Source organism: Legionella erythra (assembly GCF_001467615.1).
Classification (GTDB): Bacteria; Pseudomonadota; Gammaproteobacteria; order Legionellales; family Legionellaceae; genus Legionella_C; species Legionella_C erythra.
Map to the genome: position 1 here is coordinate 695,593 of NZ_LNYA01000034.1, position 265 is coordinate 695,857.

The window sequence follows — 265 nt, forward strand, 5'->3', positions numbered from 1 at the left end:
CATCTGGCACGGCCAATGCGTCTGGTTTTTCCCTGATTAACCGTTTTTTGGGTTTTATCCTTAAATTCAAATCCAACTCCCGATAAATACGATAGACGCGTTTATGATTCCATTTGAAATGCTTAACATTGCGCAAATACAGAAAGCACAGGCCAAATCCCCAATTTCGCTGAGCCGATGTCAGGCGCAATAGCCAGTCAGCAATTTGGGCATTTTCATCGCTCAACCTGGCGATATAGCGATAACAGGTTTCACTGATGCTAAA

General features: G+C 43.4%; 1 pseudogene. It reads right to left on the reverse strand.

Annotation, left to right across the window (positions count from 1 at the left end):
• Positions 1-265, reverse strand: a pseudogene (locus Lery_RS14485) (IS3 family transposase); the annotation flags it as partial.